Raw genomic sequence first — 26,145 nt, 5'->3', positions numbered from 1 at the left:
GGCGCCCGTCCCCAAGAACGAGCGCCGCAGGGCAGTTGGAAGACTTCAGCGATAGGACGGCGTCGATGGCGTCATGGCCACCTGTTCGCCGGAGAAGATGACGAAGGCGAACAGCAGGACACCGATGAATGTGATGATCGAGGCGATTGCCACGACGGGTTCCATCGCCATGTTGCCGAGCAACATCAGATAGAGGCTCGGAACCATCAGCGTGACGCCCGCGGTATAGATGCCGTACTGGATCATCGCGATGCGACGTTCGGCCTTGCGCGGATTGAGCGCGTAATAGCCTCCGAAGAGCGCCATCGTCACCCAACCCAAGAGATTACAGTGTGCGTGAGCGCCGATCACGCTGTGATCCTGCGAGATTGCCATGTTCAGGCCCATTCCGATACCAAGGATCAGGAACAGAATGGCCGTCTTGAAATATAGATGCGAGATGCGTGGCATGTGAATCTCCCCTCTTTTCGGCAAGGGTAATATTACCACTGCAGAGGCGAGTTGAGAACGACGCCCTTATCAGTAGGTTGCGACATGCGCGACGAGACAACTTGCATCGTTTCTAAGAGAAATCGGATACGTCACGAATTTCCGCCCAGATTGCCGGATATCGTCATGAATACTTCGTTAAAGCCTGTGGAATAGCATGGCGCGTGCGAATGAGTTGCGGAGAACTGAGATGCGGGAGATCTACAGGCCGTTTGTCACCAGTGACGATCCCGATCGGGATGTGCGCTGCCAGGACGCGATGCAATTCGCGTTCGAGGACCTGACGCGCGCCTGTGTCGCTTCCGGCTGGAGCGAGCGCGAAAGCATGGAGGCGATCATCAGCCTCGCGGAAGAGCGCCTGCGCGTGCTCGGCGCCAATGACGACGCCAAACAGCTTCTCGATGTTCTGAAAAAGATGATCCAGCAGCCGGCGGCCTGAGGGCTTTCGCCAAATCCCCAGTTGTAGGGCCAGTTGTCAGGCGGATTTCGCCAGCGGCACGTCGACGCTGTCGGCCAGGATCTGCGCCTGGGCGACCGACAGGTTATGCGACGCCATCAGGAGCAGGCAGAGCGCCACGGCGCGCGGCACATCCTGCTCTCCCGTCGCCCATAGGCGGCTGGTGATCTGATCGACTCCAAAGAGATTTTCCACTCCAGCAGTGGTCAATCCCAGGACCGCCAGAGCGGCTCTGTATTCCAAAGCTTTCATGTTTGCTGTTCCCGGCGCGCTTTATGCGCACTTATCTTTCGGAGTGGCCCACAATAGTTTCGGTTTATTTTAAAGGGTCTCCGCAAGCGACATTTTCAAGTCTGAAAACGACAGTCACAGCAGTGTCACGGCGTCAGAGTTTGTCTGGCTGGCGTCTAGTGAACCGACGGTTCGTCGGCATCATCCAGGAAAGTGCGGATGCCGTCGCGCTCGACCGTGGCCAGAAACTCGTCGAAAGCGTCGCGATCGGTCTCGAAGCCCTCTTCCCATTCGATCAGGTCGTCGTCCTGCGTCACGACTTCCATCTTCCAGTCGCCATTGGTGCCGGCAGGGCGGAAAATGTCGACCAGAACGGTCACGCCATCATCGGTAAACTCGCCGGCGAGTTCGGAATGCTCGAGCTTCGGTTCTTTCGTCTTGGCCATATCACTCTCTGCTGGTCCTGCGGGATGGACCGCTGTAGCAGCCCGATCGTTTGCCGCCAATTCAAAAGATGGCTTCGGCAACAAACACGAAAGAAAGAGTTTTATTGTTTGGGAGAAAGAGTGGTGCCCAGACGCGGATTTGAACCACGGACACGCGGATTTTCAATCCGCTGCTCTACCAACTGAGCTATCTGGGCATTCCTGCTTCGGCACATCTCTCGTTTCCGAGAGCTGTAGGGGCTTGGTTTTCCCCGGAAGCGAGCGGGGTTATAACATCTTGTTCGGCCATGGCAAGCGCCAAATGAGAGTTTTTTGACAGGCCTGTGAATTTTCCGAATTATTGAACAAATTGAACGGCTTCCCGAGCGGAAAAACCCGATCAGTTTTCGTCCGGGTACTCGGCCTTCGTCTCATCTTCGGCAACGGGAATGGCGTAGGAGCCGGTCAGCCAGCGCGAAAGATCGACTTCGCGGCAACGGTTCGAGCAGAAAGGATAGTGCTCGCGCTGCGAGGGCGTGCCGCACTCCGGGCATGGGTGCGCCTTGCGCAGCGGTTCGATCTTGGCGCTCTGTCTGGTTTCATCGGGCATGGTCATTCCTTCGGGTTTTAGGCCCGCCGGCTTCAAGCCTCGGGCCACCGGCTGTGGACGTCGAAGCCCTCGCCGGTCAGAAGCAAAATGGTCTCGTACAGCGGCAGGCCGACGACGTTGGTGTAGGAGCCGACCATCTTCTGCACGAAGGTGCCGGCCAGACCCTGGATGCCATAGGCACCCGCCTTGCCGCGCCACTGGCCGGAGGCCAGGTAGTTCTCGACCTCGAAACCGGACAAACGCTTGAAGCGCACCTTGGTTTCCACGATCTTCTGGCGGATCTTGCGATCGGGGGTCACCAGGCAGACGCCCGTGTAGACCCAATGGCTGCGGCCGGAGAGCAGGTAGAGCGAGGCCGAGGCCTCGTCGGCGAACTCGGCCTTGCCAAGAATGCGGCGGCCGACGGCGACGACGGTATCGGCAGCCAGGATATAGCTGCCCTTCCAGGTCATGTCGCCTTTGATGGCGGCAAGTGCTGCTTCGGCCTTTTCCGTCGAGAGGCGGCGCGCCAGCGAGCGCGGGTGCTCCGACTTCTTCGGCGTCTCGTCGATATCCATCGGCATCAGGCGCGAGGGCTCGATCCCTGCCTGGTTGAGCAGGTCAACGCGGCGGGGGGAACCCGAAGCCAGAATGAGCTTGTATTTGAGCGCCATGGAACCTCGACTACCGGGCAGACGGAAGCGAAAGCCTTAGGGGCTTTCGGATCAAGCTTACTTGAAGCGGTAGGTGATACGGCCCTTGGTCAGGTCGTATGGCGTCATTTCCACAAGAACCTTGTCGCCGGCGAGAACGCGGATACGGTTCTTGCGCATGCGGCCGGCCGTGTGGGCGATGATCTCGTGCTCGTTTTCGAGCTTCACGCGGAACGTCGCATTCGGCAAAAGTTCGGTGACGATACCCGGGAACTCGAGGACTTCTTCTTTAGGCATATAGGTGTTTTCTTCCTGTCGGTTGAGATGGCGGCGTTGGCCAAGATTGGGGCCGCCTCAAAATTTGGGCGGAAACTACACAATCAACGGGGGTTTGTGAACCAAATTGATCGCGTTTCCTTTATTTGTTTCATGCGGACTGCGCGGCGATACCACTTCGGTCTAATAGACGGTTCCGGATAAGCTCGGCGAGATGATTGCGCACCTCGCGATAGCTCTCCAGAATCTGCTCTCGCGTGCCCTGCGCAACCGTTGGGTCCATGGTCGGCCAGTAGACCACCTCGACGGCGCTCGCCCGCGTCAGTTCGAGCGCTGCGTGGTGAGCTTGCGGCGAGAGCGTGATGATCACGTCGAAGTAATCGTCTTCGAGATCTTCCAGCGTGTGCGGCAGATGCCGACCGAGCGACAGGCCGATCTCATCGAGCACCACATCGACGAATGGATCGCGTTCGCCGGCGCGAACGCCGGCAGACCTTATATAGGTATTTGATGGCAGCAAACTACGGGCGATCGCCTCGGCGATCGGCGAGCGGATGGCGTTCATTCCGCACATGAACAAGATCGCGCCCGGCCTGATGCTTGCGCTTGTCGGTTCGAGCTCGCTCATCCCGGTCATCCGCGCCAGTAAAGAACGCAGACCAGCGTGAACAGACGGCGCGCGGTGTCGAAATCCACCTCGATCTTGCCGTCCAACCGGTTCTGCAGCGTCTGCGAACCCTCGTTATGGATGCCGCGCCGCCCCATGTCGATCGCCTCGATGCGGCTTGGAGAGGCGGAGCGGATCGCCTCGTAATAGCTCTCGCAGATCATGAAGTAATCCTTCACGATGCGGCGAAACGGGGTGAGCGACAGGATGTGGGTGGCGACCGCCTCGCCGCCTTCCGTCGTAATCGCAAAGACCAGCTTGGTATCAACAAGCGAAATGTTCAGCCGGTACGGGCCGCCGGCGTGGCCGAGGGGCGTAAATGTGTTTTCCTCGATGAGATCGAAGATGGCGACGGCGCGCTCGTGCTCGACATCGGGCGTCGATCGGCCGATGGTGTCGTCCAGGACGACGTCGCAAAGCCGGAAGTCGCCCGCAGCCATCGCTTACCGTTCCAGGTTAAGGCGGATCGCAACCGATCGCGCGTGGGCGTCGAGGCCTTCGGACACGGCAAGCGCGATGGCAGCCGGACCAAGCGTGCGCAGCTGTTCCGAACCAAGGCGCAGGATCGAGGTGCGCTTTACGAAATCCAGAACCGAGAGGCCGGACGAGAACCGCGCGGAGCGGGCGGTCGGCAGCACGTGGTTGGAACCGCCGACATAATCGCCGATCACTTCTGGCGTATGCGCGCCGATGAAGATGGCGCCGGCATTACGGATCTTGTCGACCAGCGCATCCGGATCGGCGACGGCGATTTCCAGATGCTCGGCGGCGATCCGGTTTGCCAGCGGAATGGCGTCGCTGATCTGCTCGACCAGGATGACAGCGCCGAAATCGCGCCAGCTGGCGGCAGCCGTCTCGGCGCGGTTCAGCGTCTTCAGCTGGCGCTCGACGGCGGCTTCCACCGCCTTGCCGAAGGCCGCGTCGTCGGTGATCAGGATCGACTGGGCGCTGACATCATGCTCAGCCTGGGCGAGCAGGTCGGCGGCGATCCAATCCGGATTGTTATCCTTGTCGGCGATGACGAGGACTTCCTACGGACCGGCGATCATATCGATGCCGACAGTGCCGAAGACGTGGCGCTTGGCGGCGGCGACATAGGCGTTGCCGGGACCGGTAATCTTGTCGACAGGCGCGATGCTGTCGGTGCCATAGGCGAGCGCCGCCACGGCCTGGGCGCCGCCGATGCGGTAGATCTCGGTGACGCCCGCAAGCTTGGCGGCGGCGAGCACCGCCGGGTTGACCTGGCCGCCCGTTGCGGGAACGACGATGACAACGCGATCGACGCCGGCGACCTTGGCCGGAATGGCGTTCATCAGCACCGAGCTCGGATAGCTCGCCGTGCCGCCCGGAACGTAAAGGCCCACCGCCTCGATCGCCGTCCAACGCGAGCCGAGCGTCACGCCCATGGCGTCTTCGTAGATATCGTCCTTGGGGAGTTGGCGGGCGTGGTGGGATTCGATGCGGACAGCGGCGACCTTGAGCGCGCCCAGCACTTCGGCGGGCACAGCCTCGACGGCCGCATCGATTTCCGCTTCTGTGACGCGCATCGGCGTCTCGGCGAAATCGATACCCTCGAACTTCCGCGAATATTCGGCGAGCGCCGCATCGCCGCGGGCGCGCACGTCATCGATGATGGCGCGAACAGTGGTGTTTACGTCCTCGGACATTTCGCGCTTGGTCGTCAGAAACGCCGCGAAACGCTGTCCGAAATCGTCCGATGCCTGATCCAACCAGATTGCCACGCGTCAATTCCTCTCGGTATGCTTCGATAAATGCGTATTCAGGCGCCGGGATGGCGCGGCTTGGAAGCGGTTTCCCATGCGCCGCCGATATCCGCAAGCTGAACCTCGATGCATTCGACATCGAGTGCGATGGTGGCGCCGGCAGCCAGATCGATCTGGATGGTGCCCTCAGGCCCCTCGCCTTTCTGCTCGAAGCGGATGGCGAGCAGCGACAGGACGTCCTCACGGTTCTTCTGGTTGATGCCGACGGAGCGGACGGCCAGCACACGCTTGAAAACGATGGCGGCGCGGCGGCGCTCGAAGCCCTTACGCTTGGCGCCGACTTCTTCCCAGACGAAACGATTTGCGGCGATGGAGAATTGGTGGTCGCGCGGCGACCAGGAAAGATCGGCGACCTTGAAGACGCTATCCTGCGTATGCGCGGAGACGACGGCAAGGTCTTCGCTATCCAGCGCAACAAGCTTCAGGTCGGTCATTCAGGCAGCACCCCTTTGTCTCTGATATCGCCGGGATGGCGATATCCGGCGCCGCGAAATGGCGTTGCCGTAGGACAAGGGACATAAGGCGCTAGGGCCCGTTGCGCAACGGGGACAAAGGGCGAATGACCGCCCTTTGTCTCGTTACGTCTACAGTTGCGCTTATTCGCTGACGCGTTCGACGATCGCGCCGCAGCGGGTGAGCTTTTCTTCCAGGCGCTCGAAGCCGCGATCCAGGTGATAGACGCGCGACACCATGGTCTCGCCTTCAGCCGCAAGACCGGCGATGACGAGCGACACGGAAGCGCGCAGATCGGTCGCCATCACAGGCGCGCCCTTCAGACGCGGCACGCCCTCGATCTTCGCCGTCTGGCCCGACAGCGAGATCTTGGCGCCGAGGCGGGCAAGTTCCTGCACGTGCATGAAGCGGTTTTCGAAAATGGTCTCGGTGACATGCGACACGCCGGTCGAGCGGGTCATCAGCGCCATGAACTGCGCCTGCAGATCGGTCGGGAAGCCCGGGAAGGGATCGGTGACGATATCGACCGGGCGGATGCCGGCGCCATTGCGGCGGACGCGCATGCCGTTGTTGGTGGCGGAGATTTCGGCACCGGCGCGGCGAAGCGTCTCGAGCGCGGTGTCGAGCAGCGCTACATCGGTGTTTTCAAGCACGACATCGCCGCCGGCCATGGCAACAGCCATGGCGTAGGTGCCGGTCTCGATACGATCCGGCAGAACGCGGTGGCGTGCGCCCGACAACGAGGTGACGCCTTCGATGGTGATGGTGGAGGTGCCGGCGCCGGAGATCTTGGCGCCCATGGCGATCAGGCAGTTGGCGAGGTCGACGACCTCAGGCTCGCGGGCGGCGTTGCCGATGACGGTGGTGCCGCGGGCAAGCGTGGCGGCCATCATCATGACGTGGGTCGCGCCGACGGAGACCTTCGGGAAGGTGTACTTGGCGCCGATCAGGCCGCCCTTGGGGGCGGTGGCGTTGACATAGCCGCTGTCGATATCGAGCGTCGCGCCGAGCGCCGTCAGACCGTCGAGGAAGAGATCGACCGGGCGGGTGCCGATAGCGCAGCCGCCGGGCAGCGAAACGCGGCACTGGCCTTCACGCGCCAGAAGCGGGCCGATGACCCAGAAGGAGGCGCGCATCTTCGAGACCAGCTCGTAGGGAGCGGTGGTGTCGACGATGGTGCGGCAGGTGAAGTGAATCGTGCGCGAGTAGCTGTCTTCCTGGCGCTCGCGGCGGCCATTGACGGAAACGTCGACGCCGTGATTGCCGAGGATGCGCAGCAACTGTTCGACATCGGCCAGGTGCGGCACATTTTCGAGCGTCAGCGTATCGCTGGTCAAAAGCGAGGCGATCATCAGCGGCAGGGCGGCATTCTTGGCGCCGGAAATGGGAATGATGCCGTTAAGCTCATTACCGCCGACAATTCTGATACGATCCATAAGCGCTTACGGGCCACGCCCGCCTTTCTGAAACTCTGTCTTTTAAAAGGATGCGGGTCTTTAGACGAAATCCGCGAAGGCTTCAATTCGAAGCGGACGGAACATTACGATTCGTCCATTTTTGCGGCAGGCAGTCCATTTGTCTCGTCGGCCTGGCCGGAACGGCGCGCACGCGTCTGTTGTTTGCGGCGGGAAAGATTTTCCCGCAATTTTTCCGCGGCCCGATCGCGGCGCAATTTCGCCTGCTGTTCGATCGCGTCTTTGCGGCCCTTGCGGGCATTTTCAGTGTCTTCGGTCATGTTTCATGGCTTACCCGAATTCGCGGCAATCCAAAAGTGGCGACGTGAAACTGACATAAGTTTGAAATTGCGTCTTGCGCTCGTCCCGAAGCTGTGGCAATAGCCGCCCCGTTCACGCAACGCAGCCGCTTCGGTTGCCAGCGTCTGGTCCTCGCTGCCGTAGCTCAGTGGTAGAGCACACCCTTGGTAAGGGTGAGGTCGGTGGTTCAATCCCACTCGGCAGCACCAGTTTTCTCCCCGGTAAAAATAATCCCGTATCGTACGTCTGATCGGCGCACACTTACCGCTGTTCAGCAAAAAGGGCCGAACAAGCCGACCCTTTTTTTGATTACGATTGTCCATCCGCCTCAGTTGTCATACTCGCGGCAAGCGTCGCTGATGGAGGCGCCGCTTTCGCCGCCGCGGGTGTCGACGCCCGAGTTGGCGCGGGGCATGGACGGGCAGTCGAGGGTCTTCGGCTGCGTTGTGATCGACTGCGTGGTCGTCGGATCCACGGGTGTGACTGTCACGGGGTGGGTGCCGTTATCGCTCGCCGTATAATCGCTGGAAAATGTACCGGCGCTTGAGCCGGTCGAACCGCCATTGGTGGGGCCGATCGCATCGGGGTTGGATTGCGCGAAGGCGGATGTGGCCAGGCCCGCGGCAAGAATGGCCGCCGTGATGACAGATGTTCGCATGGGAATTTCCTCTTCCTCGTCGGTTTCACTATCGGGTTACGTGTGGACAACCCGGCCGCTATCGGTTTGTTCCGCGATTTGCGGCAATCTTGAATTGTGGCGACGCTCCCGCTGCGACATTCGGCGTCAGATATCCCGGTTTGCGAAAGAGCGGCCGACTGGTTAAGACGTGGCGATAACGGCTTCGCCGGCCGAGACCATCAGTGAGCCGGGCGAGCCCGCAGGAGACGACCATGAGCACCGACGACAACGACCAGCAGAACGGCAAGGGCACGAAGGCGATCATTTTGATCGCCATGGTTCTGGCTGCCATCACCGCCGTTTTCGGCGCGCTCGCCGTCTATAAAGCCGTGTTCGTCTACACCATCGCACCGTAAGACTTGCCCCGCCGCCGGGATGACCCGGACATGAACGCGCCTCTCAGCTCACATTCATGCTGCGCTTATTATTCGTATTGAACAAATTCTCGATACGAACGTTTCGTCAACGCTGTTATGAATGGAGACTAGCATGAAGAAGCTTATTATCGCTGCCGCCGTGGCCATCGCATCGCTCAGCGCAACGGCAATGCCATCCTTTGCCGATAGCGTTACGGTTAGGATCGGTCAGCCGGGCTATCACGGCTACCACGATCGCTACAACCACCGCCCCTATTACGGCCATTCCAACCGTCATCATCCGGTGCGCTACAATTGCCGCATGAAGACCGTGAAGTATCACAGCCACGGCCGGATCGTGACCAAGACCACCCGCGTCTGCAGCTAACGCGCAGGTTTGCTGGATGTTTCAAGCACTCGGTCGCATGGCCGGGTGCTTGTCTTTACATACGTCTTTGGTTCGTTAGCCGAACGCGTATGTCTTTTCGCATTTGCGGGTTTGTGAATTATCGCTAAAATGCTCCCGCACACTGCTTTGCGGGAGGAGCAGGCAGAACGCTGCAGAGTATCTGGCGTGAGCAATGGAGGAGTGCGCAAATGGCAAGCGAAAAGTGGAATGATCCTATCCAGGTCGGCTTCGAGACCACCGGTGCACGGACGATCTCCGGCCCGTTCGATGCCCTGACATGCCTTACCGAGCTCTGGCCCAATGTTCGCGGCCTGCGCTACCTGAAAGCCCGCAGCACATGCCGTGCCGCCCTTGACGGCCGCAAGAGCGTGGAAGAAGCGCGCGCGGAGTTCGTCGCGGCGGCCGAGGAAGCAAGGCTTCACGTCCACTAGGGACGTCGAAGCGGGCCAGAACGGTCCACAAGTGGTTCGAAATAAAGCAGAGTTGATTTTTGCTTAACCCTTGCCGGAGCTTGTCGGGGGTAGCCGGACGAAGCCGGTTGTCTTGGGCGCGCAACGCTCACTAGAACATTGGCAGCCATCATGATGATGGTCAGAGGCTCGTCACCCTCTGTGCCAAAAGCGCAGGCGGGCCTCGTATATTCCTCTCAAAACAATCAGTTACACAAAGCAGCCGAGCGCCGCCGTGACACGATCGTTAAAGACCGCGCATCAACGCGGCGCGCCAGCGGCGGGCTGGTTAATTGAGCGTTACCTGATTTCAGCATCCGGTATCGGCGCTTGCCACTTCCACATAGCCCACACCGATGATCGTTCCGTCATTGGCGCGGATGAAGGACGGCACGTAGTGCGCGCCCGAGGGAACGCAGGCGGTCGCATCGCCATATTGGGCGAGCACGACGTCATCGCGCTGAAGCGCCGAATAGTTGCTGTCGATCTCCAGCGAAGCGGCGGCCGGCAATGCGAAAGCGCCGGTCATCAGCGCTAAAACGGGCATCCCAAGTCGAAGAAAGCGCGTCATGCCATTCTCCCATGTTTCATTATCCCAGTAACGGAACAGCCGTTAGTTTAGTTCCGCCTGAACGCCTCCACTTTCAAATGCGTTAACGTTTTTCTACTTCCATCTTATAGTATTGACCGAAACAGCGCAGCGGCGACAAAAGGAGAGCATCAGCGGCGCAGCATCCGGCTCTGCACGTTGCCTTGTCCCACGACGTCCTCGGCGATCATCATGGCGCGAACGATGTCGCCGGCACTGTGCGCAAAGCCCTCGAGCACGGCGTATTGGCCGAGCATGGTGACGGTGATCTCGGTGCAATCAAGCTCCGGATCGGCGCTCAACGCGCTTTCGATAGCGGCCCGCATAGACGACTGGCTGTGGCCTCGTTCGCACTGATCCTCGTGGCCCGTCAAAATCTGGAACAGCTGTACCATCATCGCCTCCAAGCGATTTGCTCTGCTGTTTAACGCTGCAGCGCCGCATTTCGTTGCAGTGCGGACTGCTATCCTTCGAGTATTTTCGAGAAGAAAATCCAAATACCTCTTGGCGCTTCAAGCGAAGCGAGCCATATCAACAGCATAGACATGGTGGGTGATCGCGATGAAACTCCTGATATCGGCCGTAGCGGCGACATTTCTTCTGGCTGGCTGCACGACCAGCGATACGGCGGAGGTGAAGCCTATCCCCGGGAGCATCACCTATGGCGGGCAGCCGCGCACCAAGCTGACCAAATCGCCGCCGGGCAGCGTCGTCCATAATACGTTCTACGATTCGACCGGAACGAAGCAGCTGGAAACCTATATTCTGCAGCCCGACCGGACGCTGAAGCTAACCCGGCGCGAGGCCATTCCTGATTTTCCGATGTAACAGCGCCTAAAGTGCGAGCGGCGGTTCGGCCGGGCGCAGGAAGCGATCGATCGCGGCCGGTTCCACCGCTTCGATCGTGGCCGGTGTCCATTTCGGCTTACGGTCCTTGTCGATGACGGCGGCGCGGATGCCCTCGTAGAAATCAGGGCTTTGCAGGATGCCCAGGCAGGCGCTGAACTCGCGGCGCAGGCACTCGCCGAGGCTGCGGCTCTGCTTGCCCTCATGCAGCAGGCGCAGCGTCAGCGCCAGGCTGGTTGGCGAGCGCAGCTGGATGGCGCGCAGCGTTTCTGCCGCGAAATCCGATGGCTCCGCCTTCAACGCCGCGATGATCTCGCCGACCGTGCCGAAGCGGAAGGTGCGTTCGATCAGGCCGCTGTTCAGCCTGAGCGGCCCCTTGCCCGGATCGGTCGACAGGTTCTTCAGCACGACATCGACATCGCGAGAGCTTGCGCCACGCGACAGGCCGGCCAGCGTATCGACAAGCTCCGGCAACTGGAAGGCGGCGACCTGAACATCCGCGAGCCCGGCATGGATCACGTCGGCCGCCCCTACCTCAAGACCCGTCAGCCCCATCCAGACGCCGACCTCGCCCAGGGCATGCGGCAGCAGCCATGTGGCGCCGACATCGGGGAAATAGCCGATCCCCGTCTCGGGCATGGCAAAGCGGGTGCGCTCGGTGACCACGCGGTGGCGGCCATGCGAGGAAAGGCCGACACCGCCCCCCATGGTGATGCCGTCCATCAGCGCGACATAGGGCTTCGGATAGGCGGCGATGCGGTGATTGAGGTGAAACTCCTGGCGCCAGAAGTCTTCCGCCAGCGCCGTGCCGGCGCGGCCGCTTTCATGCAGCGCGCGGATATCGCCGCCGGCGCAAAAGCCACGCTCGCCCTCGCCCATGATGATCACCGTCGCCACGTCGGCATCGGCCGCGAATTCGCTGAGCGCCGCATCGATCGAACGGACCATGTCGAGGGTCAGGCTGTTCAGCGCTCTCGGCCTGTTGAGGCGGATGATGCCGGCGGAACCCTGTCGCTCGGCAATAACCTCGCGCTGATCGACTTTGTCGTGCATCCGGGCCTCCTTGCGGCGTGAGCCGCGATCGATGCGGCCGCGCCAAATTGCGATTCCAAGTTTATGCCGTCAGCGAATTGCGCTGCTTGTACACAAACTTATCGCGCTCGGCCGGATAGTCGATGGCTCGCATGCGAGGAAGATGCTCGCGACCTCGTTCGGTCGCAAGACTGCAACAGTTTCGGCGCTTAGAGCCTTTCCTGGTTAGATTGAAGCATTCTGTTGGCTCAAACGGAGTCGGATGGTCGTCCGGCAGGCGCGCGTCGTAGCCAACGCATACGGCCAAGCCGGCCGGACGATCAGGCGGCCCGTTTCAGCCAACCCCGTAGGGGCCGGGCATCTTTCCGCCAGGATCAAAGGCGATTGGCTCGACCGTACCTGGGGTATGCCCTTCGCCAATCGCCTTTGCCCTGACGAAAACCTGCTCCGGCAGAATGCTTCAAGCTAACCAGGAAAGGCTCTAGAAGGAGGCGGCGGCTAGCGCGCGGTGCAGGCCCTGCAGATCCTCGACGTCGCGGTTCATGAGGGAAAGCTCCCAATCGAGCGCGCTGCGCACGATAGTCTCGAGCGAATCGTATCGCGGGGTCCAGCCGAGAACGCGGTTCGCCAAAGTGGCATCGGCGACGACACTGGCGGAATCGCCCGGGCGGCGCGGGGCCATGTGGATCTTGAAGGCGTGGCCGTGCAGGCGCGTCACCATGTTCAGCACGTCGAGCACCGAATAGCCGGCGCCATATCCGCAATTGGCAACGAGAGAGCCGCGCTCGCCGCGCAGGTGCTGCAGGGCTCTGAGGTGCGCCTCGGCCAGGTCGCTGACGTGGATATAGTCACGCACGCCGGTGCCGTCGTGGGTGGGATAATCCAAACCATAGACGCTGACGCCGTCGCGGCGGCCAAGGGCGGCCTCGCAGGCGACCTTGATCAGATGTGTCGCGCCCGAGGTCGACTGCCCGGCGCGGCCGAGCGGGTCGGCGCCTGCCACGTTGAAATAGCGGAGAGCCACATAGTTGAAATCATAGGCGGCGGCGGCATCGCGCAGCATGAACTCGGTCATCAGCTTCGATTGGCCGTAAGGGTTTTCCGGGTTCAGCGATGCGTCTTCCTTGACCGGATCAGACGTCTTCTGCGGACCGTAGACGGCGGCGGTGGAGGAGAAGACGAAATGGCGGATGCCGGCGCTGACCGCGGCACTCATCAGCGCGCGGGTCTTGCCGGAGTTGTTGTCGTAATAGGACAGCGGGTCTGCAACCGAAGCCGGAACGACGGCCGAGCCGGCGAAATGGATGACCGCCTCAATGTCGTTTTCGATGAATATGGTCTTGAGCAGTTCGGCATCGGCGACATCGCCGAGATAGAAGCGCGCTTCCGGCGCCACGGCCCAGCGGAAGCCCGTGGAGAGGCGATCGAGCACGACCACCTGCTCGCCCGCATCCAGCAACGTCCAGACCATATGACTGCCGATATAGCCGGCGCCACCCGTCACCAGAATTGCCATGTCCCGCACTCCCGTTTCATCTCACGGGGGCATCTGACCCGGCTTTCCTTTCCGAAATTCGAATAAACGGCCCCGGCGGGGCATGCGCCGGGGCGAAGTTTGCCGGTGTGGTTAGGGGCTGATTTGCGGGTTCGCTAGAATTTTATCGATGTGGCGATTTCCGCCCCATCGAGGGTTCAGCCACGCGGTTAGAGTCCGGCCTGGGGAACCAGGAAACCCTGCTCGACGGCGAGCGCGATCAACCGTTCGGTAAGGTCTCCGAGCGTGCCCGAGGCGATAGCGATCGGCTCCATGCGCCTCACAACGTCGGGTTCGGTGACACCTGCCGTATGCCAGGTGCCGCCGCCGGTGAAGAAATTGTGGAGCAGCGGCTGGAAGCGGTCCATGGCATTCGCGAAGCGGGCATCGCTAGTGCGCTTTTCCTCGAACTCATCCCAGAGCGCGCGGAACTCGACAGCCTGATCGGCGGGAAGCAGGGCGAAGATGCGGTCTGCGGCGCGCAGCTCGCGCTCGGCCTGGCTGGTGCGGGCAACCGCGTCATAGGCGAAGGTGTCGCCGGCATCGATTTCGACGATGTCGTGGATCAGGAGCATCTTCAAGACGCGCAGCAGATCGATCGGCTCGCTCGAATGTTCGGCAAGCACCGCCGCCATCAGCGCAATCTGCCAGGTGTGCTCGGCGTCGGTCTCGACGCGCGATCGATCGAGCAGCGACGTGCGGCGCAGGATCGTCTTCAGCTTCTCGACCTCAAGAATGAAGGCCAATTGCTCCATAAGGCGCCGGTTGCCGAGAAAGCCTTCCAGATGGTCGGCGGTGATCTTTTCGGACATGCGGTTGCTCCCGGTTCAGAGCTTCAGGATATAGTCGCAGAGCCTGTCGGCCGCGGTCTGGATCTGGGCGGGATCGCGCAGGAAGCAGGCGCGCAGGAAGAGCTCGCCACCCGGACCGAAGGCGGTTCCAGGCGCCAGGCCGACGCCCGTCTTGTCGACGATATCGATCGCCGCCTTGCGGCTGTCGGTGACGCCGTCGATCTTCAGGAAGGCATAGAGCGCGCCATCGGGCTTTAGCGTCTGAACCCGGTTGGTTGCAATCAGCGCGTCGCAGAGGATGTCGCGCGAGCGCCTGGCCTTGTCGATATTGGCCTGGACGAAGGCATCGCCCTCGTTCAATGCCGCGACCGCGCCACGCTGCATGAACTGGGCGACACCGGAGGTCGAATACTGGATGAGGTTCTCAAGCACCTGTCCCGTCTCCGGCGGCGCCACGATCCAGCCGACACGCCAGCCGGTCATGGACCAGTTCTTCGAGAAGGAATTGACGAACATGACCTTGTCGCCCGCTTCCATCACGTCGAGGAACGAGGCCGCGCGGTCGCCGGGGAAATAGTAGCGGGCGTAGATTTCGTCCGCCATGATCCAGAGACCATGCTTGCGGGCAAGGCCGAGGATGCTGGCCAGATCCTCGCGTGTCGCGGTCCAGCCGGTCGGGTTCGAGGGCGTGTTGATGAAGAGCGCTTTCGTCTTCGGCGTGATCGCGGCGGCGATGCGGTCGAGGTCGACGGCCCACTTCCCGCCTTCGAAGTCGAGCTGCACGCCCACGGAACGGGCGCCGGCGATTTCGAGCGCGGCTGCGATGTTCGGCCAGGCGGGCGTCAGATAGACCAGCTCATCGCCGGGCGAGGTCATCGCCTGGACGGCGATCTGGATCGCCTGCATGCCGGAGCCGGTGACGAAGAAATGCTCGACGGGCAGATTGATGCCGAAGTGGCGGGCGTAATAATCGGAGAGCGCCTGGCGCAGTTCGGGAATGCCGCGCTGGTAGGTGTAGAAGGTTTCGCCGGCCGAAAGCGCCGTCATCGCCGCCTGATTGACGAAATCGGGGGTGGGAAGATCGCCCTCGCCGACCCAAAGCGGCAAGAGGCCATCGCGGCCACGGGCATAATTGACGACTTCGACGATCCCGCTTTCAGGCGCCTGGATGGCGCGCGGGCTGAGGCTATTGACGATCGACATGCATCACTCCGGTTTTCGCCTACATAAAACAAATGCGCGGGCGAATCCCATGACAATCGGTGATGGCCGATCGATTTCCGTGATGGGTGAGCCCCGCCTTATCCGGCAGGGCTCTTAAGCCATCAGACCGTCGGGCGCTTGGCCAGCAGGTCGCGGATTTCGGTGAGAAGGGCAACGTCGGCCGGCGGCGGCGGTGCTTCTTCCGGAGCGACCTTCTTCTGGCGCTCGACCTGCTTCTGCAGCGTGTTCACGCCCTTGACCATCAGGAAGATGATCCAGGCGAGAATGAGGAAGTTGATCAGAACGGTGATGAAGCTGCCGTAAGCGAGAACGGCGCCCTGTGCGCGGGCAGCGGCCAGCGTCGGCGCGTTGACGTTGGACGAGAGGCCGATGAAGTAGTTGGAGAAATCGAAGCCGCCGAAGATGGCGCCGACGATCGGCATGATGACGTCGTCGACCAAGGATTTGACGATGCCGCCGAACGCACCACCGATGATGACACCGACGGCAAGGTCCATGACGTTGCCGCGGGCAATAAACGCTTTGAACTCGTTGAGCATGCGATCTGTCTCCCTCTGATGCAGTTTGATTGCAGGCTGTTGTTTTTATTAGCTACATCTTCGTTGCGATTATTCAATTACAAATTACGAATTATTCAAATGCTCCACCCGTCTTTGACTTAAGACCTAGACGGCGGGAATTTTCAAAGGCCCCGATTTGCCGTAGGCTTCGAGCTCCGGGAGGACCGGCGCATGGGACGCCGGCGGAGGAGAAATGCTGCCAGGCTGGGTCATACTCGCATCGGCGTTCGGCTACCTGTTACTGCTGTTTGCCGTGGCCAGCCATGGCGACCGGCAGCGCAGGCGCTTCGGCGCGCCTGACAGCGGGCGGCCGGTCGTCTATGCGCTTAGCCTCGCGATCTACTGCACCTCGTGGACCTATTTCGGCGGCGTCGGCCTTGCCTCGCAGCGCGGGCTGGAATTCACCGGCATCTATATCGGCCCGATCCTGGTCTTCACGCTGGGAATGCCGGTGCTGCGGCGGATCATCGATCTCGCCAAGACGGAGAAGCTCACCTCGGTCGCCGACTTCATCTCGGCGCGCTACGGCAAGAACTCGGCGGTGGGGACGATCGTGGCGCTGATCTCGCTGGTCGGCGCCATCCCCTATATCGCGCTGCAGCTGAAATCGGTGTCGAGCACCGTGACGGCGATGCTCAATCCATCGGATTACGGCATCGGCAGCGGCAATCTCTATTTTCTCGATCTGCCGCTGCTGGTGACACTGGTGCTCGCCTGCTTCGCCATCATGTTCGGCACCCGCCACACCGATGCGACCGAGCATCAGGACGGATTGATCCTCGCGGTGGCGATGGAATCGGTGGTGAAGCTGTTTGCGTTTCTGACGGCAGGCGTTTGCGTCGTCTGGTTCCTGTTCGATGGGCCGGCCGATCTCTGGCGGAAGGCGTTGGAGAACGAGATGGTGCTGTCGGCGCTGCATTACCAGACGCCGATCAGCCGCTGGCTGACGCTGACCGTTCTCTCGGCCTTTGCGATCGTCATGCTGCCGCGGCAGTTTCATGTGACCGTGGTCGAGAACCGGACGGCAAAGGAGCTGCGGCTGGCGGGGTTTCTGTTCCCGCTCTACCTCATCGCCATCAATCTCTTCGTGCTGCCGATGGCGATTGCCGGCCTGCTGACCTTCGGAGGCAGCGGCAATGCCGATCTCTACATGCTGTCGCTGCCGATCGTCGGGCAGATGCCCGTGATGTCGCTGATCACCTTCATCGGCGGTTTTTCAGCGGCCACCGCGATGGTGATCGTCGCCTCGGTGGCGCTGTCGATCATGGTCTCCAACGATATCGTCATGCCGATCTTCCTGCGCCGACGGCTTGCCGGGCGCGGCGGCCAGCGCGACGATTTCGCCAAGACGCTGCTCAACATCCGCCGCAGCGCCATCTTCGCCGTGCTGCTGCTCGGCTATGCCTATTACCGCTCGACTGATAGCACCACGGGCCTAGCCTCGATCGGTCTCCTGTCGTTTGCCGCCATCGCGCAGATGGCGCCGTCGCTGCTGGGCGGACTGATCTGGCGCCGGGCGAATGCGCGCGGCGCGATCCTCGGCCTCTCCTCCGGCTTCGTGATCTGGATCTACCTCCTGTTCCTGCCCTCGCTTGGCGGGCCGGATTATTCCGCGGTGGCGAGCGCCGTGCTTGGTTTCGTCTTTCCAGGGGTCACCGTCTTCACCGACAATGCCGATCCGCTGGTCAACGCCACGGTCATGAGCCTGCTCGTCAACACCGGCTTCTTCGTGGTCGGCTCGATGACGCGCAACGCGCGGCCGCTCGAGCGCATCCAAGCCGGCATCTTCGTCAAGCGGCAATCGCGCTCGCAATTCGCTACGCGCGGCTGGAAAACGCGGATCAGCGTCGGCGACCTGAAAGCGACGATCTCGCGCTATCTCGGCGAAGAGCGGATGGAGCGGTCGTTCCAGACCTACCAGCAGAACTCCGGCCGCAAGCTGGAAGACGACCAGCCGGCCGACATGGCGCTCATCCATTTCACCGAGCAGCTGCTCGGCAGCGCCATCGGCTCTTCTTCGGCGCGGCTGGTGCTGTCGCTCATCCTGCAGAAGGTGGAAGATGCCTCGGCCGACACCGCCTGGCTGCTCGACCAGGCGAGCGAGGCGCTGCAATATAACCAGGACATGCTGCAGACGGCGCTGTCGCAGATGGACCAGGGCATCGCCGTATTCGACAGCTCGAACCACCTGACGATCTGGAACCGGCGCTTCCGGCAGCTGCTGGATCTGCCAGAGACATCGGGACAGGTCGGGTTTCCGCTTGCCGATATCGTCGCCATTCTCAGCCAGCGCGGCGATATCCCGGTCTCCGAGGTCAGCCAGACGGTCCGGCATTTCCTGACGCTCGACAAGCCTTTCGCGCTGGTGCTCGGGCGCGGGGAACGCATCATCGAGGTGCGCTCCAACGCCATGCCAGACAAGGGCATCGTCGCGACCTTTACCGATATCACCCAGCGCGTCGCCGCCGACCAGGCGCTGAAGCAGGCCAACGAAACGCTGGAACAGCGCGTGGCGGAGCGCACGGCGGAGCTTACCCGCGTCAACCACGAACTCGGCGAAGCGCGCGCCTCGGCCGACGAGGCGAACCTCGGCAAGACGCGCTTCTTCGCCGCCGCCGGACACGACATCCTGCAGCCGCTCAATGCCGCCAGACTTTATTCCTCGGCGCTGGTCGAGCGGATGGGGCAATCGGAAAGCAGCGCGATCGTGCGCAATATCGATTCGGCGCTGGAATCTGTGGAGAGCATTCTGGGCGCCGTGCTCGACATTTCCAGGCTCGACACCGGGGCGATGCGCCCTCGCCTCGCTTCCGTTCCGCTTGCCGATCTGCTGGAGCGCATCCAGACCGACTTCGCGCCGATCGCGCGCGAGAAGAGGCTGAAGCTGGTGGTGATGCCGACGTCTCTGCGCGTCCGGTCCGACCCCAATCTACTGCGCCGGTTGGTGCAGAACCTGGTGTCGAACGCGATCAAGTATACGCTGACGGGCAAGGTTCTGGTGGGTGCGCGCCGGCGCGGCAATCAGGTCGTCATCCAGGTAATGGATTCGGGCATCGGCATTCCGCCCTCGAAATTCCGCACCGTGTTCAAGGAGTTCGCGCGGCTGGACGAAGGCGCCAAGACCGCATCGGGCCTCGGGCTCGGGCTATCCATCGTCGATCGCATCGCGCGTGTGCTCAGCCACCCGGTGGAGCTGCATTCGACGCATGGCAAGGGGACCGATTTCCGCATCGTCATGCCGCGCGATATCTCGCCGATGGCCGAAGCGCCGATCGCGGCCGCGCCGGCCGAGCGCTCGGCGCAAAACCTCAAGGGACTGAAGGTGCTCTGCATCGACAACGAGCCGCATATCCTCGAGGGGATGCAATTGCTGCTGAGCGGCTGGGGCTGTGCGGTGCAATCGGCGGATTCACTGTCGGGTGTCGCGGCGCTCGACGTGCGCGATGGCATGCCCGATCTCGTCATCGCTGACTATCATCTTGGAGACGGGACTGGCGTGGCCGCGATCCTCTCCGTCCGCGAACGCTTCGCCACCTACGTTCCAGGTCTCGTCATCACCGCCGACCGGACGCTGGAGGTGCGCGCCGACGCCGAGCGGCACGGGATCGGCATTCAGCACAAGCCGGTGCGTCCCGCCGCGCTGCGCGCTTACATCACGCAGATATCGGCGCAGAAACGGGCTGCGGCGGCCGAGTAGGCGTGGCTGTCAGAACGTTCGTGACGAGGTCGCGCACGCGCTCGATCGAGGGCTGGTCGCCAAAGAGGATGCGGTAAATGATGGGGGCGACGACGCCATCCATGACCGCATCGATATCGGGAAACGCCTCGCCACGGGCATGCGCGCGCTCCGCGATCAGCGCGATCTGTTCGCGGGTGAAGGCATCGCACTTGCAGGCGTTGGCGTTGTCCTGAGCGGCCAGCACGTCGCGCATCATGTCGCGGCCGATGCCCGACGACATCTCCTCGCAATATTGCTCAGTCCACACCTCCAGATCGCCGCGGGCGCTGCCAGTGTCGATCGGCAGCATGTCGGGGCGAAGGCGCTCGACGGCGACATCGGCCAACAATTCCTGCAGCTCGCCCCAACGGCGGTAGATCGTCGAGGGCGTGACGCCTGCCTCGGCCGCGATCAGCGGGATGGTGACGTCTGCGCGGTCCATCGTCTTCAGAAGCAACCGGACGGCATTGTGGACGGAGGCCTGAACGCGGGCGCTGCGCCCGCCGGGGCGGAGATTTTCTTTTGCTGGCATTGACTAACCGACCTTTGGCCTCCCGAGCGCGCCATGGTTCAAAAACTTTGAGCGATCCATTAACGCAAATTATTTGCTTTTAGCGCGCGCCTGCCCTACATCGGACTAACGCAACGACTTAGCTTTAAGGAGCTTATATATGCCCGCGCCCGGCAAATCCATAGAGACGAAGTCAAACCCCATCCGTTTTCACGCGGTGACGCTTGCCACCTTCTTCGGCGCCTCGGCGGCGCCGACGCCGCTTTACCGGATCTACCAGGAGAACTTCGCCGTCTCTCCCGTGCTGATCACCGTCATCTTCGCGGTCTATGCCTTCGCGCTGCTGCTTGCGCTATTGATCGCCGGCTCGATCTCCGACCATCTCGGCCGCAAGCCTGTGATCTTTTCGGCGCTGGTGCTCGAGATCATCGCCATGGCGCTGTTTGCCGCCGCCAGCGGGCCGGAGTGGCTGATCGCGGCGCGGATCATGCAGGGGCTGGCGACAGGGATCGCCGGCGCGTCGATTGGCGCGGCCCTCGTCGATGTCGATAAGGCCAAGGGGCAGCTGGTGAATTCGATCGCGCCGCTATCCGGCATGGCGATCGGCGCTTTCGGAACCAGCGCGCTGATCCAGTATGGGCCGTTTCCGCTACATCTTGTCTACGCGATCCTGCTCGTCGCCTTCGTCATTCAGGCCGGCGCGATCTGGGCAACCAGCGAGACGGCTTCCACCCGCCCGGGTGTCTGGGCCTCGCTGAAGCCGCGTGTCGCCATCCCGCCGCAGGTGCGGCGGCCGCTTGCGCTGGTCACGCCGATCAACATCGCCAACTGGACGCTTGGCGGCTTCTATCTCTCGCTCGTGCCGTCGCTGGTGGTGAGCACCACAGGCAGCCATGCGCCGCTGACAGGCGGCTCGGTGGTGACGGCGCTGATGGTCTCGGGGGCGGTCGCCGTCTATCTGAGGCGCGCCAAATCGGCCAACGGCAACCTCGCCTTCGGCACGATGGCGACAACGCTCGGCGTGCTCACGGTGGTTGCGGGCGTGCACCTTGCCAGCGTGCCGCTGCTGCTTCTCGGAACGTTGCTGACCGGTGTCGGCTTCGGCACCAACTTCCTCGGCGCGATGGGCACGATCATGCCGCTTGCCAAGCCGGACGAGCGCGCCGAACTGCTATCGGCCTTCTATATCCAGAGCCATCTGGCCTTCAGCCTGCCGGCCATTCTCGCCGGTTTCCTGGCAAAGTCGCTCGGCTACCAGCTGACCACGGATATCTATGCGACGGCGATCATTCTGGTCACCTGGATCGGCTTTCTCGGCCTGAGGGCGGATCGCGCGAAGGCGCAGCGGATCGCCGCCTGAACCGCAAAAGCGGGCAACAAAAAAGGCCGGGCGAACCCGACCTTTCGTTCGTCCCGGCGAACCGGAGACGATATACTCGAAACTTAAGCAGCCTGCAGACGGTCTGCGGACATCTTGCCCGAACGCTTGTCGGCAACGAGCTCGTAAGACAGCTTCTGGCCGTCCTTGAGTTCGCGCATGCCGGCGCGCTCAACAGCAGAGATGTGAACGAAAACGTCGGCAGAACCGTCGTCCGGCTGAATGAAGCCGTAGCCCTTGGTTGCGTTGAACCACTTAACAGTACCTGTGCTCATGACGATATCCTTTTATAAATCGTACATAGATGGTGCACACCGAACAAAGCCAGCATGCGATGGAAACCGATTTTGGAGGAAGTTCGCGAGCAACAGCACGAGCGGCCGTAACAAAGTTCATCTAGCAAGATCGATGCGAGGCTTTTACGTGGTAATTGTGTCTCTGGCAAGGCAACTTTAGCGACCAGAGATGCCCGGATCGATGAATTCATCGATGAATTCTGGGGGCGACCGGGCAGGCTTAAAAGCCAGCCCGATCATACGCATGGAAAGACCGGTCAGGCCGCTGCCTTCGCACCGGCATAAGGGTCGAATCGGCCGTAGAAAGTCTCGCCCTTGGCTGCCATGTCCTTCAGCAGCGCGGTCGGCGCGAAGTGTGGTCCGTAAGAGGCGGCTAACCTCTCGCAGAGTGCCACGAAACTCTTCGGCCCCATGCCATCGATGTAGGAAAGCACGCCGCCGGTATAGGGCGCGAAGCCGAAGCCGAGGATGGAGCCGACATCAGCCTCGCGCGGATCGGTGACGATGCCTTCTTCCATGGTGCGCGCGGCCTCGAGCGCGATGGTGACGAGGAAGCGCTGTTTCAGCACCTCGACATCGATCTCGTCGGCCTTCTTCTGCGGATAGAAGGTCTTCAGCTCCGGCCAGAGCGACTTCTTGGCGGGCTTGGCCGGATAGTCATAGAAGCCCTTGCCGTTCTTGCGGCCGCGGCGGTCGAGTTCGTCGACCATCTTGTTGATCAGCGCCAGGTGCCTCGGATCGACGGCGGCTTCGCCGAGGTCGGCAACGGTCGCCTTCAGGATCTTCTGGCTGAGATCGATCGCCACCTCGTCGTTGAGCGACAGCGGACCAACCGGCATGCCGGCCATCTTGGCGGCGTTTTCGATCATCGCCGGCGGCACGCCCTCGATCAGCATGTCATAGGCTTCGTGGATGTAGCGGAAGACGCAGCGGTTGACGAAGAAGCCGCGCGTGTCGTTGACGACGATCGGCGTCTTCCTGATGGCGGCGACATAGTCGAGCGCCACGGCCAGCGCCTTGTCGCCGGTTTCCTTGCCGAGGATGACTTCGGTCAGCATCATCTTTTCGACCGGCGAGAAGAAGTGCACGCCGATGAAATCGACCGGCCGCTTCGAGTTTTTCGCGAGGCCCGAGATCGGCAGCGTCGAGGTGTTGGAAGCGAAGATCGCGCCTTCGGGCAGCACGGCCTCGACAGCCTCGATCACGGCCTTCTTGACGTCGCGATCCTCGAAGACGGCCTCGATGACGAGATTGACGTCGGCGAGATCGGCATAATCGGCCGACGGCGTGATGCGCGCCAGAAGTGCGGCGCCCTCATCCTGCGTCAGGCGGCCCTTACCGACCGAGTCCTTCACCAGGCCTTCGGAGACGGACTTGCCCTTGGTCGCGGCTTCCATGTCGCGATCGATAAGGGTGACGGGAATGCCGGCGGCGGCGGTCACGTAGGCGATCGACGCCCCCATGAAACCGGCGCCGACGACACCCACCTTCTTCAGCTCCGTCTTTGCGATGCCGGCGGGGCGGCGGGCCCCTTTGCCAAGCTCCTGCATGGAGATGAAGAGGGAACGGATCATCGAGAATGCTTCGGTGGTCTGCAGCACTTGCGTGAAATAGCGCTGCTCGATCTTGAGCGCCGTATCGAAGGGAACCTGCAGGCCCTCATAGACGGATTTCAGGATGGCGAGCGCGCCGGGATAGTTGCCCGCCGTTTCGCGGCGCAGGATCGCGGGAGCGGCCGGCCAAAGCTGGGCTGCTGCCGGCGTCCAGATGCCGCCGCCCGGGGCCTTGAAGCCCTTTTCATCCCAGGGAGCGATCGGCTTCAGGCCGTCCTTGATCATCTGCTTGGCAGCTGAAATCAGCTGATCCGGCTCGACCACCTGATGGATCAGGTTCATCGCCTTGGCGCGCAAAGCCGTCAGCGACTGGCCGGTCGTCATCATCTGCAGAGCCGACTGGGCATCCGCCAGACGCGCGACGCGCTGCGTGCCGCCGGCACCCGGGAAGATGCCGACCTTGACCTCGGGAAGCGCGATCTTGACCGACTTGGCATTGGAGGCAACGCGGCCATGGCAGGCAAGCGACATCTCCAGCGCGCCGCCCATGCAGGTGCCGTTGATGGCCGAGACCCAGGGCTTGCCGGATGTTTCCAGCTTGCGGAACAGGCCTGTCATGCGGCCAACGAGATCGAAGAGCTTTTGCGCGGCGGTCGACGGATCCTTGACCTTCTCCTCGTTGTAGAAGGTGAACATCGCCTTGATCATCGAGAGGTCGGCACCGCCGGAGAAGCTCGACTTGCCGGAGGTGATGACCACGCCCTTGACGGCGCTGTCTGCCACCGTCTGGTCGATGATCGCATTCAGTTCGTCCATCACCTCGGAGGTGAAGACGTTCATCGACTTGCCGGGCATGTCCCAGGTGACAAGGGCAATGCCATCGGCGTCGGTCTCGACGGTGAAATTGGTGTAGCTGGTCATGATGGGATTCCTCTTCCCGTGGAATTCTCTGTTGTGCCAGACCGCCCCCTCACCCGGCCTCCGCTACGCTCGGCCACCCTCTCCCCGAGGGGAGAGAAGGATCGTCCACGTTGCGGCTCCTTCCCTTCTCCCCCACGGGGAGAAGGTGGCCCGAAGGGTCGGATGAGGGGGCTACACCCTCTCGATCACAGTCGCCGTGCCCATGCCGGCGCCGATGCAGAGCGTTACCAGCGCGGTGTTGAGATCGCGGCGTTCCAGCTCGTCCAGCACAGTGCCGAGGATCATAGCGCCGGTGGCGCCGAGCGGGTGGCCCATGGCGATTGCGCCGCCGTTGACGTTGATCTTGTCGTGGTTAATGTCGAAAGCCTGCATGTAGCGCAGCACGACAGCGGCGAAGGCTTCGTTGAGTTCGAAGAGATCGATATCGGCGAGCGTCATGCCCGAACGCTTCAAGAGCTTTTCGGTGACGTCGACAGGGCCGGTCAGCATCAGCGCCGGGTCAGAGCCGATATTGGCGAAGGCCTTGATGCGGCCGCGGGGCTTCAGTCCCATGCTCTCGCCGCCCGCCTTGGAGCCGAGCAGCACGGCGGCGGCGCCATCGACGATGCCCGACGAATTGCCGGCGTGGTGCACGTAGTTAATCCGCTCGATCTCCGGATGTGCCTGGATGCCGACGGCCTCGAAGCCGCCCATCTCACCGGGCATCTGGAAGGACGGGTTGAGCGATGCCAGCGCCTGCATGTCGGTGCCGGGGCGCATGTGCTCGTCACGGTCGAGGATCACGAGACCGTTCTGATCCTTCACCGGGATGACCGAGTTCTTGAAGTAACCCTTCTCCCAGGAAGTGGCGGCACGCTTCTGGCTTTCGACGGCATAGGCGTCGACGTCGTCGCGGCTGAAGCCGTATTTGGTGGCGATCAGATCGGCCGAGACGCCCTGCGGCATGAAATAAGCAGGGAAGTTGACCGACGGGTCCATAAACCATGCGCCGCCCGACATGCCGAGACCGACGCGCGACATGCTCTCGACACCACCGGCAATGACGATGTCATCGGCGCCTTGCGCGATCTTGGCAGCACCGAAATTCACCGCGTCGAGGCCGGAGGCGCAGAAACGGGAGATCTGCATGCCCGGCGCCTTGATGGAATAGCCGGCCTCGAATGCCGCACCGCGCGGAATAACGGCGCCGGCTTCCATGACAGGATCGACGCAGCCCATGATGATGTCATCGACCGTTTCGGTATTCAGCCCATTGCGGTCGCGCAGCGCTTCCAGCGTTTTCGCCGCAAGGCGCACCGACGGCACCTCGTGCAGCGAGCCATCCTTCTTGCCGCGGCCGCGCGGCGTGCGGACGTGATCGTAAATGAAAACTTCGGTCATCCTGTCTCGTCTCCCTGGCGGCTGTTAGGCCGTGAATTGTTTGCCTCGGACTTCCCTTCTCCCCCACGGGGAGAAGGTGGCCCCGAAGGGGTCGGATGAGGGGGCCGCAGGCTGAAACATATCGGCTAGCCAAGGCGCTTG

Annotated in this window: 30 protein-coding genes, 2 tRNA genes and 1 pseudogene; 8 read left to right on the top strand and 25 right to left on the bottom strand. The window is 62.0% G+C overall.

Going from position 1 to position 26,145, the window contains the following annotated elements:
• Window positions 1–45 precede the first annotated feature (45 nt).
• Window positions 46–450, bottom strand: coding sequence for a heme-copper oxidase family protein (locus tag J5286_RS03290; protein ID WP_111561686.1), 405 nt, complete (start codon window positions 448–450; stop codon window positions 46–48).
• A gap of 229 nt (window positions 451–679) precedes the next feature.
• Between J5286_RS03290 and J5286_RS03285 the strand changes: the two genes are divergently transcribed.
• Window positions 680–928, top strand: a complete 249-nt coding sequence (locus J5286_RS03285) for a hypothetical protein (protein WP_018898384.1) — start codon at window positions 680–682, stop codon at window positions 926–928.
• A gap of 36 nt (window positions 929–964) precedes the next feature.
• Here J5286_RS03285 and J5286_RS03280 read toward each other — a convergent pair whose 3' ends face one another.
• The 12 genes and pseudogenes from J5286_RS03280 to J5286_RS03225 all read right to left on the bottom strand — a co-directional run bounded on the left by J5286_RS03280 (window position 965) and on the right by J5286_RS03225 (window position 7,759).
• Window positions 965–1,198, bottom strand: coding sequence for a hypothetical protein (locus J5286_RS03280; RefSeq protein ID WP_026282982.1), 234 nt, complete (start codon window positions 1,196–1,198; stop codon window positions 965–967).
• A gap of 155 nt (window positions 1,199–1,353) precedes the next feature.
• Entirely contained in the window at window positions 1,354–1,623 is a 270-nt protein-coding gene (locus J5286_RS03275) for a hypothetical protein (protein WP_047507331.1), read from the bottom strand.
• 121 nt (window positions 1,624–1,744) lie between these two features.
• A tRNA-Phe gene (locus J5286_RS03270) sits at window positions 1,745–1,820 on the bottom strand.
• A 182-nt stretch (window positions 1,821–2,002) separates the two neighbouring features.
• Window positions 2,003–2,212 (bottom strand): DNA gyrase inhibitor YacG, encoded by a 210-nt coding sequence (yacG, locus tag J5286_RS03265; RefSeq protein ID WP_047507557.1) that lies wholly within the window; start codon window positions 2,210–2,212, stop codon window positions 2,003–2,005.
• Window positions 2,213–2,244: 32 nt separating this feature from the next.
• The gene (locus J5286_RS03260) at window positions 2,245–2,865 is read right to left on the bottom strand and encodes a Maf-like protein (RefSeq protein WP_018898379.1); all 621 of its coding nucleotides are present in this window, start codon (window positions 2,863–2,865) and stop codon (window positions 2,245–2,247) included.
• A gap of 57 nt (window positions 2,866–2,922) precedes the next feature.
• Window positions 2,923–3,141 (bottom strand): translation initiation factor IF-1, encoded by a 219-nt coding sequence (gene infA / locus J5286_RS03255; RefSeq protein WP_003545338.1) that lies wholly within the window; start codon window positions 3,139–3,141, stop codon window positions 2,923–2,925.
• A 130-nt stretch (window positions 3,142–3,271) separates the two neighbouring features.
• Complete coding sequence (locus J5286_RS03250; protein WP_209189135.1) at window positions 3,272–3,748, bottom strand: arsenate-mycothiol transferase ArsC; 477 nt, start codon at window positions 3,746–3,748, stop codon at window positions 3,272–3,274.
• A 5-nt stretch (window positions 3,749–3,753) separates the two neighbouring features.
• A complete protein-coding gene (locus tag J5286_RS03245; protein ID WP_113196501.1) occupies window positions 3,754–4,227 on the bottom strand; it encodes a UPF0262 family protein in 474 nt (157 codons plus the stop codon).
• Between the two features lie 3 nt (window positions 4,228–4,230).
• Window positions 4,231–5,529: pseudogene (gene hisD / locus J5286_RS03240) on the bottom strand (histidinol dehydrogenase).
• A 38-nt stretch (window positions 5,530–5,567) separates the two neighbouring features.
• Window positions 5,568–6,005 carry a DUF2948 family protein gene (locus J5286_RS03235; RefSeq protein WP_209189133.1) on the bottom strand — a complete coding sequence of 146 codons (438 nt, stop codon included), beginning with the start codon at window positions 6,003–6,005 and terminating at the stop codon, window positions 5,568–5,570.
• A 162-nt stretch (window positions 6,006–6,167) separates the two neighbouring features.
• On the bottom strand, window positions 6,168–7,460 hold the full coding sequence (gene murA / locus J5286_RS03230) for a UDP-N-acetylglucosamine 1-carboxyvinyltransferase (RefSeq protein WP_047507310.1): 1,293 nt from the start codon (window positions 7,458–7,460) through the stop codon (window positions 6,168–6,170).
• Between the two features lie 104 nt (window positions 7,461–7,564).
• Window positions 7,565–7,759: a hypothetical protein gene (locus tag J5286_RS03225; protein ID WP_018898373.1), complete on the bottom strand. Its 195-nt coding sequence runs from the start codon at window positions 7,757–7,759 to the stop codon at window positions 7,565–7,567.
• A 153-nt stretch (window positions 7,760–7,912) separates the two neighbouring features.
• Between J5286_RS03225 and J5286_RS03220 the strand changes: the two genes are divergently transcribed.
• Window positions 7,913–7,987 (top strand) — tRNA-Thr (locus J5286_RS03220).
• A gap of 119 nt (window positions 7,988–8,106) precedes the next feature.
• Here J5286_RS03220 and J5286_RS03215 read toward each other — a convergent pair.
• Window positions 8,107–8,436 carry a hypothetical protein gene (locus tag J5286_RS03215; RefSeq protein WP_209189132.1) on the bottom strand — a complete coding sequence of 110 codons (330 nt, stop codon included), beginning with the start codon at window positions 8,434–8,436 and terminating at the stop codon, window positions 8,107–8,109.
• Between the two features lie 233 nt (window positions 8,437–8,669).
• Between J5286_RS03215 and J5286_RS03210 the strand changes: the two genes are divergently transcribed.
• The 3 genes from J5286_RS03210 to J5286_RS03200 all read left to right on the top strand — a co-directional run bounded on the left by J5286_RS03210 (window position 8,670) and on the right by J5286_RS03200 (window position 9,653).
• Window positions 8,670–8,813, top strand: a complete 144-nt coding sequence (locus J5286_RS03210; protein ID WP_156144778.1) for a hypothetical protein — start codon at window positions 8,670–8,672, stop codon at window positions 8,811–8,813.
• Between the two features lie 133 nt (window positions 8,814–8,946).
• On the top strand, window positions 8,947–9,201 hold the full coding sequence (locus J5286_RS03205) for a hypothetical protein (RefSeq protein WP_047507308.1): 255 nt from the start codon (window positions 8,947–8,949) through the stop codon (window positions 9,199–9,201).
• A gap of 209 nt (window positions 9,202–9,410) precedes the next feature.
• Window positions 9,411–9,653, top strand: a complete 243-nt coding sequence (locus J5286_RS03200) for a DUF982 domain-containing protein (RefSeq protein ID WP_018898368.1) — start codon at window positions 9,411–9,413, stop codon at window positions 9,651–9,653.
• A 328-nt stretch (window positions 9,654–9,981) separates the two neighbouring features.
• On the opposite strand, the gene J5286_RS03195 is transcribed toward J5286_RS03200, so the two are convergent.
• Complete coding sequence (locus tag J5286_RS03195; RefSeq protein WP_209189131.1) at window positions 9,982–10,242, bottom strand: hypothetical protein; 261 nt, start codon at window positions 10,240–10,242, stop codon at window positions 9,982–9,984.
• Window positions 10,243–10,391: 149 nt separating this feature from the next.
• Entirely contained in the window at window positions 10,392–10,655 is a 264-nt protein-coding gene (locus tag J5286_RS03190) for a BON domain-containing protein (protein WP_209189130.1), read from the bottom strand.
• Window positions 10,656–10,821: 166 nt separating this feature from the next.
• On the opposite strand from J5286_RS03190, the gene J5286_RS03185 reads away from it, so the two are divergent.
• Complete coding sequence (locus tag J5286_RS03185) at window positions 10,822–11,088, top strand: hypothetical protein (RefSeq protein ID WP_112429171.1); 267 nt, start codon at window positions 10,822–10,824, stop codon at window positions 11,086–11,088.
• 6 nt (window positions 11,089–11,094) lie between these two features.
• Here the strand turns inward: J5286_RS03185 and J5286_RS03180 are convergent, their stop codons facing one another.
• From J5286_RS03180 to mscL, 5 genes are all read right to left on the bottom strand, one after another.
• Complete coding sequence (locus J5286_RS03180) at window positions 11,095–12,159, bottom strand: enoyl-CoA hydratase/isomerase family protein (protein ID WP_209189129.1); 1,065 nt, start codon at window positions 12,157–12,159, stop codon at window positions 11,095–11,097.
• Window positions 12,160–12,619: 460 nt separating this feature from the next.
• Window positions 12,620–13,654 carry a UDP-glucose 4-epimerase GalE gene (gene galE / locus J5286_RS03175; RefSeq protein ID WP_209189128.1) on the bottom strand — a complete coding sequence of 345 codons (1,035 nt, stop codon included), beginning with the start codon at window positions 13,652–13,654 and terminating at the stop codon, window positions 12,620–12,622.
• Between the two features lie 188 nt (window positions 13,655–13,842).
• The gene (locus J5286_RS03170) at window positions 13,843–14,484 is read right to left on the bottom strand and encodes an HD domain-containing protein (protein WP_209189127.1); all 642 of its coding nucleotides are present in this window, start codon (window positions 14,482–14,484) and stop codon (window positions 13,843–13,845) included.
• Window positions 14,485–14,499: 15 nt separating this feature from the next.
• Complete coding sequence (locus J5286_RS03165; RefSeq protein WP_209189126.1) at window positions 14,500–15,666, bottom strand: pyridoxal phosphate-dependent aminotransferase; 1,167 nt, start codon at window positions 15,664–15,666, stop codon at window positions 14,500–14,502.
• 122 nt (window positions 15,667–15,788) lie between these two features.
• A complete protein-coding gene (mscL, locus tag J5286_RS03160) occupies window positions 15,789–16,226 on the bottom strand; it encodes a large conductance mechanosensitive channel protein MscL (RefSeq protein WP_047507292.1) in 438 nt (145 codons plus the stop codon).
• Window positions 16,227–16,440: 214 nt separating this feature from the next.
• On the opposite strand from mscL, the gene J5286_RS03155 reads away from it, so the two are divergent.
• On the top strand, window positions 16,441–19,944 hold the full coding sequence (locus tag J5286_RS03155) for a PAS domain-containing hybrid sensor histidine kinase/response regulator (protein WP_209189125.1): 3,504 nt from the start codon (window positions 16,441–16,443) through the stop codon (window positions 19,942–19,944).
• Here J5286_RS03155 and J5286_RS03150 read toward each other — a convergent pair.
• Complete coding sequence (locus tag J5286_RS03150) at window positions 19,901–20,497, bottom strand: TetR/AcrR family transcriptional regulator (protein WP_209189124.1); 597 nt, start codon at window positions 20,495–20,497, stop codon at window positions 19,901–19,903. The genes J5286_RS03155 and J5286_RS03150 overlap by 44 nt on opposite strands.
• 139 nt (window positions 20,498–20,636) lie before the next feature.
• Between J5286_RS03150 and J5286_RS03145 the strand changes: the two genes are divergently transcribed.
• The gene (locus J5286_RS03145) at window positions 20,637–21,836 is read left to right on the top strand and encodes an MFS transporter (RefSeq protein WP_209189123.1); all 1,200 of its coding nucleotides are present in this window, start codon (window positions 20,637–20,639) and stop codon (window positions 21,834–21,836) included.
• A gap of 83 nt (window positions 21,837–21,919) precedes the next feature.
• Here J5286_RS03145 and J5286_RS03140 read toward each other — a convergent pair whose 3' ends face one another.
• The 3 genes from J5286_RS03140 to J5286_RS03130 all read right to left on the bottom strand — a co-directional run bounded on the left by J5286_RS03140 (window position 21,920) and on the right by J5286_RS03130 (window position 26,004).
• Window positions 21,920–22,129, bottom strand: coding sequence for a cold-shock protein (locus J5286_RS03140; protein ID WP_018898356.1), 210 nt, complete (start codon window positions 22,127–22,129; stop codon window positions 21,920–21,922).
• Window positions 22,130–22,407: 278 nt separating this feature from the next.
• A complete protein-coding gene (locus tag J5286_RS03135; protein ID WP_209189122.1) occupies window positions 22,408–24,624 on the bottom strand; it encodes an FAD-dependent oxidoreductase in 2,217 nt (738 codons plus the stop codon).
• A 171-nt stretch (window positions 24,625–24,795) separates the two neighbouring features.
• On the bottom strand, window positions 24,796–26,004 hold the full coding sequence (locus J5286_RS03130; protein WP_209189121.1) for an acetyl-CoA C-acetyltransferase: 1,209 nt from the start codon (window positions 26,002–26,004) through the stop codon (window positions 24,796–24,798).
• Window positions 26,005–26,145: the final 141 nt, after the last annotated feature.

It is taken from the genome of Rhizobium sp. 16-488-2b (assembly GCF_017741815.1).
Classification (GTDB): domain Bacteria; phylum Pseudomonadota; class Alphaproteobacteria; order Rhizobiales; family Rhizobiaceae; genus Rhizobium.
The sequence above is the reverse complement of the archived record's forward strand: the minus strand, read 5'-3'. Positions and strand labels throughout refer to the sequence as shown.

Coding starts and splice junctions, on each gene's coding strand:
- J5286_RS03275 (WP_047507331.1), bottom strand. CDS start 1,623: ATGGCCAAGACGAAAGAACCGAAGCTCGAGCATTCCGAACTCGCCGGC.
- mscL (WP_047507292.1), bottom strand. CDS start 16,226: ATGCTCAACGAGTTCAAAGCGTTTATTGCCCGCGGCAACGTCATGGAC.
- J5286_RS03250 (WP_209189135.1), bottom strand. CDS start 3,748: ATGAGCGAGCTCGAACCGACAAGCGCAAGCATCAGGCCGGGCGCGATC.
- galE (WP_209189128.1), bottom strand. CDS start 13,654: ATGGCAATTCTGGTGACGGGTGGCGCCGGCTATATCGGCAGTCATATG.
- J5286_RS03200 (WP_018898368.1), top strand. CDS start 9,411: ATGGCAAGCGAAAAGTGGAATGATCCTATCCAGGTCGGCTTCGAGACC.
- J5286_RS03135 (WP_209189122.1), bottom strand. CDS start 24,624: ATGACCAGCTACACCAATTTCACCGTCGAGACCGACGCCGATGGCATT.
- J5286_RS03210 (WP_156144778.1), top strand. CDS start 8,670: ATGAGCACCGACGACAACGACCAGCAGAACGGCAAGGGCACGAAGGCG.
- J5286_RS03185 (WP_112429171.1), top strand. CDS start 10,822: ATGAAACTCCTGATATCGGCCGTAGCGGCGACATTTCTTCTGGCTGGC.
- yacG (WP_047507557.1), bottom strand. CDS start 2,212: ATGCCCGATGAAACCAGACAGAGCGCCAAGATCGAACCGCTGCGCAAG.
- J5286_RS03165 (WP_209189126.1), bottom strand. CDS start 15,666: ATGTCGATCGTCAATAGCCTCAGCCCGCGCGCCATCCAGGCGCCTGAA.
- infA (WP_003545338.1), bottom strand. CDS start 3,141: ATGCCTAAAGAAGAAGTCCTCGAGTTCCCGGGTATCGTCACCGAACTT.
- J5286_RS03280 (WP_026282982.1), bottom strand. CDS start 1,198: ATGAAAGCTTTGGAATACAGAGCCGCTCTGGCGGTCCTGGGATTGACC.
- J5286_RS03145 (WP_209189123.1), top strand. CDS start 20,637: ATGCCCGCGCCCGGCAAATCCATAGAGACGAAGTCAAACCCCATCCGT.
- J5286_RS03235 (WP_209189133.1), bottom strand. CDS start 6,005: ATGACCGACCTGAAGCTTGTTGCGCTGGATAGCGAAGACCTTGCCGTC.
- J5286_RS03260 (WP_018898379.1), bottom strand. CDS start 2,865: ATGGCGCTCAAATACAAGCTCATTCTGGCTTCGGGTTCCCCCCGCCGC.
- J5286_RS03140 (WP_018898356.1), bottom strand. CDS start 22,129: ATGAGCACAGGTACTGTTAAGTGGTTCAACGCAACCAAGGGCTACGGC.
- J5286_RS03170 (WP_209189127.1), bottom strand. CDS start 14,484: ATGTCCGAAAAGATCACCGCCGACCATCTGGAAGGCTTTCTCGGCAAC.
- J5286_RS03190 (WP_209189130.1), bottom strand. CDS start 10,655: ATGGTACAGCTGTTCCAGATTTTGACGGGCCACGAGGATCAGTGCGAA.
- J5286_RS03285 (WP_018898384.1), top strand. CDS start 680: ATGCGGGAGATCTACAGGCCGTTTGTCACCAGTGACGATCCCGATCGG.
- J5286_RS03150 (WP_209189124.1), bottom strand. CDS start 20,497: ATGCCAGCAAAAGAAAATCTCCGCCCCGGCGGGCGCAGCGCCCGCGTT.
- J5286_RS03195 (WP_209189131.1), bottom strand. CDS start 10,242: ATGACGCGCTTTCTTCGACTTGGGATGCCCGTTTTAGCGCTGATGACC.
- J5286_RS03155 (WP_209189125.1), top strand. CDS start 16,441: ATGCTGCCAGGCTGGGTCATACTCGCATCGGCGTTCGGCTACCTGTTA.
- J5286_RS03225 (WP_018898373.1), bottom strand. CDS start 7,759: ATGACCGAAGACACTGAAAATGCCCGCAAGGGCCGCAAAGACGCGATC.
- J5286_RS03245 (WP_113196501.1), bottom strand. CDS start 4,227: ATGGCTGCGGGCGACTTCCGGCTTTGCGACGTCGTCCTGGACGACACC.
- J5286_RS03180 (WP_209189129.1), bottom strand. CDS start 12,159: ATGCACGACAAAGTCGATCAGCGCGAGGTTATTGCCGAGCGACAGGGT.
- J5286_RS03215 (WP_209189132.1), bottom strand. CDS start 8,436: ATGCGAACATCTGTCATCACGGCGGCCATTCTTGCCGCGGGCCTGGCC.
- J5286_RS03290 (WP_111561686.1), bottom strand. CDS start 450: ATGCCACGCATCTCGCATCTATATTTCAAGACGGCCATTCTGTTCCTG.
- J5286_RS03205 (WP_047507308.1), top strand. CDS start 8,947: ATGAAGAAGCTTATTATCGCTGCCGCCGTGGCCATCGCATCGCTCAGC.
- J5286_RS03130 (WP_209189121.1), bottom strand. CDS start 26,004: ATGACCGAAGTTTTCATTTACGATCACGTCCGCACGCCGCGCGGCCGC.
- murA (WP_047507310.1), bottom strand. CDS start 7,460: ATGGATCGTATCAGAATTGTCGGCGGTAATGAGCTTAACGGCATCATT.